The organism is Deinococcus fonticola (assembly GCF_004634215.1).
GTDB classification, from domain to species: Bacteria; Deinococcota; Deinococci; order Deinococcales; family Deinococcaceae; genus Deinococcus; species Deinococcus fonticola.
In genome coordinates, this window is the sequence record NZ_SMMH01000028.1 from 25,625 (window position 1) to 32,500 (window position 6,876).

Consider the following 6,876-nt stretch of genomic DNA (forward strand, 5'->3'; position numbering starts at 1 on the left):
GCGGGAGGAGAACGCAAAAAATCCGTCCGCGCCCGACCACCTACTCTGCGTTACACCTGTGTCTGCTCGCCGGGCGCGACGACGCGCACGTCCACGCCGCGCAACTGCCCGCCCACGCGGAAGACTTCAGGATCGCCGGTCAGCAGCGGGAAAGTGGCGTAGTGCATGGGGATGGCGACGCGCGGGCGCAGCAGTTCCAGGGCGCGGGCGGCTTCCTCCGGCCCCATGGTGTAGTGGTCGCCGATGGGCAAGAAGGCCACGTCCAGGCCACGCTCCCCGATCAGTTTCATGTCGCCGAACAGGCTGGTGTCGCCGGCGAAGTACAGGCGCTGCCCGCCGAACTCGATGACCATTCCGGTGGGCATCCCGCCGTAGGTGCCGTCGGGGAAGCTGCTGCTGTGCCAGGCGGGCGTCAGGTAGACGCTGCCCCACGCGCCCTTATACGTGCCGCCGATGTTCATGCCAACGGCATTTTTCGCGCCGTGCTTCTCGGCATAGCCGCCGATTTCTGCGGTGCCGATCACCGGCACACCTTTTTTGCCGAAGTCCAGCGCGTTGCCCCAGTGGTCGCCGTGCGCGTGGCTGACCAGCACTGCGTCGACGTTCCAGTCCAGGGCTTCCTCGAGGCTGACGGGGCATGTGGGGTTGCCCTGAATAAAGGGGTCAAGCAGGAGTTTGTGCTGGCCGTCGTCCAGCAGAAAGCAACTCTGGCCCAGGAATCGAATGGTCACTGGCATGTGGGATTCTCCTTTTGGGGGTGGGGTGAGGTTGGGTTCAGTATGCCGTGCGTTTCCCCGGTATTCCGTCAGGTTCGCTTCATGGCCCACTGATTCACGCCCGTATAGTAGGGGAGGAAAGGAGTTGGCCTGTGAATGCCCTGTCACTCGGCGCGGTAAACCTGCGTGACCTGCTGGATATCCTGCTGGTCACGGCGCTGCTGTACCAGGCCTACAAGCTGGTGGTGGGCACGCGGGCGGTCAACGTGGTGCGCGGCATTCTGGTGTTCGCGGGGGTGTGGGTGGCGGCGCAGGTGCTGGGGCTGGTGACCCTCAGCGACCTGCTGGGCCGCGCCGGAACAGTGGGGTTATTTGCACTGGTGGTGCTGTTTCAGCCGGAGTTGCGCGCGGTGTTCGAGCGGGTGGGCCGCTACCGCCGGCGCGAGGAACAGGCCGGGGCGGCCTTGCAGGAACTGGCCCGCGCCATGGAGAGGCTGGCCGAACGCAAGACCGGGGCATTACTGGCCATCGAGCGCCGCACGCCGCTGGGCGAGTACGCGGGAACGGGCGTGGGGCTGGATGCCCGCATCAGTGCGCCTTTCATCGAGGCGCTGTTTGCCCGCAACGCCCCGCTGCACGACGGCGGGGTGATCGTGCAGGGATCCCGGGTGGTGGCGGCGGGCTGCCTCTTTCCATTGCAGCAGAGTGACGGCACCTACCGCCGCTACGGCACGCGGCACCGCGCGGCCATCGGCCTGTCGGAAGTGTCGGACGCCGTGATCTTGATCGTCAGTGAAGAACGCGGCAGCATGCGCATTGCCCTGGGGGGCCGACTGGGCCCTGACCTGAACGGCAGCGAGTTGCGCGAGCAACTGCGGGTGCTGGTGTACGACTACGCGGATCTGCCGGAAGCGGGAACCGAACCTTCAAAGGCCCGCGCGATGGAGCCGCAGTCATGACCCGCTTCCTCACGACCTTCCTCATCATCTGCGGGTGCCGGGAGCGCCGCGCGTGAGCACCTCGCCGGCCGGATGGGGCACCGACGCGCGGCGCTGGCTGCGGCCCGCGTACCTGTGGCGGCGTTTGCGGCACAACTTCTGGCAGAAACTGCTGTCGCTGCTGGTCGCCGTGAGCCTGTGGGCGGTGACCACCGCCGACCGCCGCGCAAACGTGGAGCAGGGCTACGACGTTCCCATCACGGTGCGCGACAGCACAGGTGGCGCCGCCAGCCGGGCGGTCAGCAACCTCACGCCGGATACCGTGCGGGTGACCCTCTCCGGACGGCCCGAGCGGCTGCGCGAGTTGCGCGGGGCGAACATTGAGGCAGTGTTGGATGTCACGGGGGTACCCGAGGGGGGGTTCAACCGCCCGCTGACGGTCAGCGTACCCAGCGGCACCACCCTGGCCCGCAAATCGCCGGAGCGCGTGCAGGGCTTCGTGGACACGCAACTGTCGCGCACCATGCCGGTGATCGTGGCGGTGGCCACCCCGCCCGAGGACAGCCTGCCGCGTTACACGGTCTCGCCTTCGCAGGTCACGGTGAGCGGGCCAAGTCAGGTGATGTCCAGCGTGTCGCGCCTGGTGGTTTCGCCGGTGTCGCTGGGGGCCGGCGAGGCACGCGAGGTGCCGCTGCTGGCACTGACCACGGCCGGGCAACCCGTGGCGAACCTGAACGTGACGCCCACCACCGTGACGCTGCGGCGCATCGACAGCGGCGCGTTCCCCGTGAAAGCGGTGCGCGTGGTGCTGAACGATCCGCCCGAGGGGTTGATCGTCACGGCGTCCAGCGTACAACCCAGTGGGGTGCGTGTGGTGGCGGCGCCGGAGTTACTGGGGCGCTTGCAGGAGGTGGCCGGCCGCGTGGCCTATCGCCCCGGCACGTACACCGCGCCCGTGACTCTGAACCTGCCCGCCGGGGCGCAGGCGCTGGAAAACGTGAGCGTGAGCCTGACCGTACAGCGCGCGCCACAGTGAAGGAAGCAGTGAGGAGCGCCGTGAAAGGGCACCGCGAGTGACGGATGAATATGTTTACGCCGGCGCTGAATACCGCACCTGACAGAACACCAGGCTTGCCGGCTACTGTGTCATACCGCGTTGGCCCGTCAGCTCGGCAATGCAGGCCGCAGCGCAAGAAATTAAGCCATTTCCTCTGTCATACAAGGAAAAACAGAGTATATAATCAGCCATACAATTATAATATTGCCCTGAGCCTCCCCAGAACCGGAACCGATTCCACAAGATTGAGTTATGCCGGACAGTTCTGTCAGGGGGGAGTCGGCGTATACTTTCGCAATGTTGTGCGGAACGGCCCTTCACTCAGGCGCTCTCGAGCACCGGCACCACACCACCGAAACCCTGCGGCTGAGCTCCCCGGCGAAGCAGGCAGGTTCCCCGCGCCCATGAGGGCCACCATTCTGCCCCTGACGCCCGTGACGCCCGACCTGGGTCACTGGGAAGCCCGCGTGCAACTGCTGGTCAAACCCAAACGCTACGCACACGTGCAGCGCGTGGCCCTGCTGGCCCAGCAGATCGCGCAGGCCAACGGCCTGAGTGAACAGGAAATCGAGCAGGCTTACGCTGCCGGCATCCTGCACGACATCGCCCGCGACCTGCCCGACAGCGAACTGCTGCGCCTCGCGCCGCCCGAATGCGAGATCGATGCCCGCCACCCGTTGGCCCTGCATGGCCGCGCTGCCCGCACTATGCTCGCCCGCTGGGGGTACGGCGACCAGACCGTGCTGGACGCGGTGGAAGACCACACCACCGGCCCGCGTGGGCAGCGGCCCGTGTCGGCCTGCGTGTACATTGCCGACGTCTCCGAACCCGGACGCGGCGTCAACGACGATATCCGCGAGCTGGCGCTGCACGACCTGAACGCCGCTCTGAACCGCGCCATCGTCTCGAAGGTCACGTACCTGCAGGGGCGCGGCATTCAGGTGCACCCGCGCACTCTGCAGTGCTACGAGTCGCTACCGGGCGTGACCAGCTCCGCCGCCAGCATTCCCTTTCCGCCGCTTCAGCCCTCCCAGAATGGGGCCCCCAGCCCCCATACCGCCAGCCCCCACACTTCCAGCACACAGCCCTCCAGCACCGAGCACTGATTCTTTTGACGCCAGATTCCCCTGAGCACACCACACTGAAGCTCGACTTCAACCTCGACCAACCCAATATCGACCCACCCAGTCCCGCTACTTCAGGCCCCGCCGCCCCAGGGTTCCCCACGGCCAGCACCTCTACTAGCGGCAAGCAGGCCAGCGGCAAAGGGTTGCCCCGCGCCCGGCTGCGGCGGCATGCCTGGCTGCGGGCCATGCAGTTTTTCGGCCTGACCCTGGGCAGCCTGACCCTGCTGGGCAGTGCGCTGCTGGCCACCGCCGGGGCACGCACCACCCCGGCCCTGAGCGACGTGCCGCAGTTCACGGTGCTGCTGGCCGGGCGCGACATCGTGTACTGCTACTATCACCAGCCCTGCAAGAATCAGGATCAACGCACCGGCCTGATTCAGACCCCTAATACCGACACCTTGATGGTCGCGCGGGTCAGTGAGGCGGGGGTCAGCGTCCTGAACATCCCGCGCGACACCAATGTCGGCGAGTTCGACCGCGAGAAAAGCCCCGCCGATCAGAAAGTCAACAGCCGCTACTGGACCGGCGGCCCCCAGAGCCTGGTGAGCGCCGTGGAGGAAATCACCGGCGAGCGCGTGGACTCGTACGTGATCGTGCGGGCGGACTACGTGACCCGCGTGATCGACGCGCTGGGCGGCCTGGACGTGACCGTGCCGGAACCCGGCATCGAGTGGGTGGACAAAGCCGCCGGCGTGGATCTGAAGCTGCAACCCGGCAACCACCACCTCAGCGGCGAGCAGGCGGTGCTGTTCCTGCGCGTACGCAAGGGCTTCGGAGACGATTACGGACGCATCGACCACCAGAAACAGGCGCTGACGCAACTGGTCGGCAAGCTCAAGACCCCGCAGGGCCTCGCCGCGCTGCCCACCATTCTGGGCGGGGTGGGCCACGGCGTCGAGACGAATGTCGACCCGAACATCGTGACAGCCCTGCTGCCGAAACTGACCGGCTTAAAACTGCGCTTCGCCACGTTGCCCACCAGCACTATTCCCGGCAGTTTCAACCTGGCGGTCGACCGTGAACGCCTGGCCCGGGTGTGGAGCCAGACCACCCCCGAAGCTGCTGGCAGCGCCGCCCCGCAGGGCCTGACCATCAGCATTCACGACGCCAGCGGTCAGGGGCTGGGGGCACCGCTCGGCCAGGCGCTGAAAGCCCTGGGCTACAAGACCGTGCGCGTGCAGACCAGTGCCCCCAGCAACGACGCCTCGCAGGTGTTCACGCAGGACAACGTCCGCTACGCCGAGGAACTGGCCGATACCCTGAGCCTCCCCAGGTTGCAGGGCGAGCGTTTCCCGGTGGAATCCGGCGAAATTGGTATCCTGCTCGGCAAGGACGCCCTGCCGGGCCTCGCGGCACTGAAGACCGCGTACACCACCCCTTGACCGAGCCCCCCACCGACTACCCCCCAACGGAGATTCAATGACCCCAGACCCTGAAACCCAAACCCAGCTCCGCGCCATCGTGGACGCCGCCCGTGAACGCCGCGCCGAAGACGTCGTGGTACTTGACCTGACCGACGTGAGCAGCACCCTGGAACACTTCGTGATCTGCACCGCCACCGCCGGATTGCAACTCAACGCCGTGCAGGAGAACATCCGCGAAAAAGCCCAGGAGGCCGGCCTGCCGCGCCCCAGCGTGGAAGGCCCCAGCGAACGCTGGCTGCTGCTGGCTTTTGCCGGCAACATCGTGGTGCATATCATGACCAAGGACGCCCGCGAGTACTACGACCTCGAAGGGCTGTGGAGCGACGCCAAAGTCCTGGACTTCCCCGAAGAGTAAAACGGAACGCCTTTTTTCACCGCCCATCACCGGGCGGTTTTCTCATGCCCTGAGAGAATGAAGCGTGATACGGCTCTAAAGAGAACAGTGATCCATGCTGTTCTTCAGGGCCAGAGGTGAGGGAGAGAAAATACGGTTCTGAATGACGCGAAGCAAATCCGCGTGTCGTTCTCGGATGGGCGCAGTAAAGTCCAGAACCAATGAGGCCTCCCGGCAAAACCTGGCACAGCGTGGCTGACCCCGCGCCGCCGCCGGGCGGCTTATCCGTCAGCTTCTGTATCTGGGCCTGATCCGCGAGGTGCGCCAGCACGCGCCGGACGTGGACGACTGGGGCAACACCTTCACGCTGGACGAGCAGGGCCGCATCCGATCCGGGTGGATTTCGGGCGCGTGCCGGGCCAACCTGCCCCGTTTACCTGGCCGGATGAGCTGGTGTCGTGGTGGGCCAATCTGACCCGGGCAGGCCGCACACCTGGGCCGGGAGATGCAAGACCTGTTCGGGCGGTACTTCGAGACATATAACCTCGGGTGCTAGCTATTCGTGCCGCGTCACATTTGGCGCTGATCGAAAAAGCTCCGTGCAGGACAGGGTTTTTCTACGAGCCTCAGCATTTCATATAACGTACCACGACTTCGTCAATTAGTTATTTGGCAAACAATATGCTTTAAATACGTCAATAGAAGAATCTGTCCGATACTTCATCTCTAGAAAAGCCGTGTGGGACACATCCCGATATGCAGTATCCCCTAGCACCCGAGGTTTATAGCAAATCCGACCGAACCGTTGACAAAACGATTCGATCTGAGCGGAGCGAGAGGAAGAAGAACGGGTTCCGTTTGTTTCGTTCACAAACCGGAACGTCATCGGTTTGCTCACTCCACGTCCGGAAGCCGTATCAGACGCCTGCCGAACACGACACACAGCGGTACTTCCTGCGCCTGGCCCTCGCTCTGGTACAGGAAAAGGAGCTGGAGACGCCTTAACCTTGCGCCTGCAACCAGTCGAGTGCCTGCGTCCGCAACTGGGGCCATTCCCCGGAATGCTCATGCCCACCCACGTGACTGAGCATCAGGGTGGGCACGCCCTGCCGGGACAACCGCTCTGCAAGCAGACGTGTTTCCTGCGGGGGCGTCAACTCGTCCGTTTCACCCACCACGAAAGCCACCGGAACCGGCACGGGTGCGCCCGTCCAGCCCTGCGGCCACCAGTCCGGATGCGCAGGAATGCTGGGCGTGACCGCCAGTATCCCCCGCGCCGG

General features: G+C 65.3%; 8 protein-coding genes (1 of these 8 running past the window's edge). 6 read left to right on the forward strand and 2 right to left on the reverse strand.

Features of this window, described 5'->3' with window-relative positions:
- Nucleotides 1-50: 50 nt before the first annotated feature.
- Nucleotides 51-731, reverse strand: a complete 681-nt coding sequence (locus E5Z01_RS14630; RefSeq protein WP_167757951.1) for a metal-dependent hydrolase — start codon at nucleotides 729-731, stop codon at nucleotides 51-53.
- A gap of 137 nt (nucleotides 732-868) precedes the next feature.
- Between E5Z01_RS14630 and cdaA the strand changes: the two genes are divergently transcribed.
- The 6 genes from cdaA to E5Z01_RS19610 all read left to right on the forward strand — a co-directional run bounded on the left by cdaA (nucleotide 869) and on the right by E5Z01_RS19610 (nucleotide 6,071).
- Nucleotides 869-1,675 (forward strand): diadenylate cyclase CdaA, encoded by an 807-nt coding sequence (gene cdaA, locus E5Z01_RS14635; RefSeq protein ID WP_167757948.1) that lies wholly within the window; start codon nucleotides 869-871, stop codon nucleotides 1,673-1,675.
- 52 nt (nucleotides 1,676-1,727) lie between these two features.
- Nucleotides 1,728-2,690: a CdaR family protein gene (locus tag E5Z01_RS14640; protein ID WP_135230040.1), complete on the forward strand. Its 963-nt coding sequence runs from the start codon at nucleotides 1,728-1,730 to the stop codon at nucleotides 2,688-2,690.
- A gap of 425 nt (nucleotides 2,691-3,115) precedes the next feature.
- Nucleotides 3,116-3,817: a bis(5'-nucleosyl)-tetraphosphatase (symmetrical) YqeK gene (yqeK, locus tag E5Z01_RS14645; protein WP_167757949.1), complete on the forward strand. Its 702-nt coding sequence runs from the start codon at nucleotides 3,116-3,118 to the stop codon at nucleotides 3,815-3,817.
- A gap of 5 nt (nucleotides 3,818-3,822) precedes the next feature.
- On the forward strand, nucleotides 3,823-5,220 hold the full coding sequence (locus E5Z01_RS14650) for an LCP family protein (protein WP_338069157.1): 1,398 nt from the start codon (nucleotides 3,823-3,825) through the stop codon (nucleotides 5,218-5,220).
- Between the two features lie 37 nt (nucleotides 5,221-5,257).
- Complete coding sequence (rsfS, locus tag E5Z01_RS14655) at nucleotides 5,258-5,617, forward strand: ribosome silencing factor (protein WP_119764591.1); 360 nt, start codon at nucleotides 5,258-5,260, stop codon at nucleotides 5,615-5,617.
- Nucleotides 5,618-5,915: 298 nt separating this feature from the next.
- Nucleotides 5,916-6,071, forward strand: coding sequence for a hypothetical protein (locus E5Z01_RS19610; RefSeq protein WP_167757950.1), 156 nt, complete (start codon nucleotides 5,916-5,918; stop codon nucleotides 6,069-6,071).
- Between the two features lie 526 nt (nucleotides 6,072-6,597).
- On the opposite strand, the gene E5Z01_RS14660 is transcribed toward E5Z01_RS19610, so the two are convergent.
- Nucleotides 6,598-6,876: the 3' end of an alpha/beta hydrolase gene (locus E5Z01_RS14660; RefSeq protein WP_135230041.1), read on the reverse strand. It continues 318 nt past the right edge of the window; 279 of the gene's 597 nt are visible here — the last part of the coding sequence; the start codon falls outside the window, past its right edge; it ends in the stop codon at nucleotides 6,598-6,600.

What these genes read in the sequence shown, in the direction of transcription:
- yqeK (WP_167757949.1), top strand. Translation starts at nt 3,116, where the DNA reads ATGAGGGCCACCATTCTGCCCCTGACGCCCGTGACGCCCGACCTGGGT.
- rsfS (WP_119764591.1), top strand. Translation starts at nt 5,258, where the DNA reads ATGACCCCAGACCCTGAAACCCAAACCCAGCTCCGCGCCATCGTGGAC.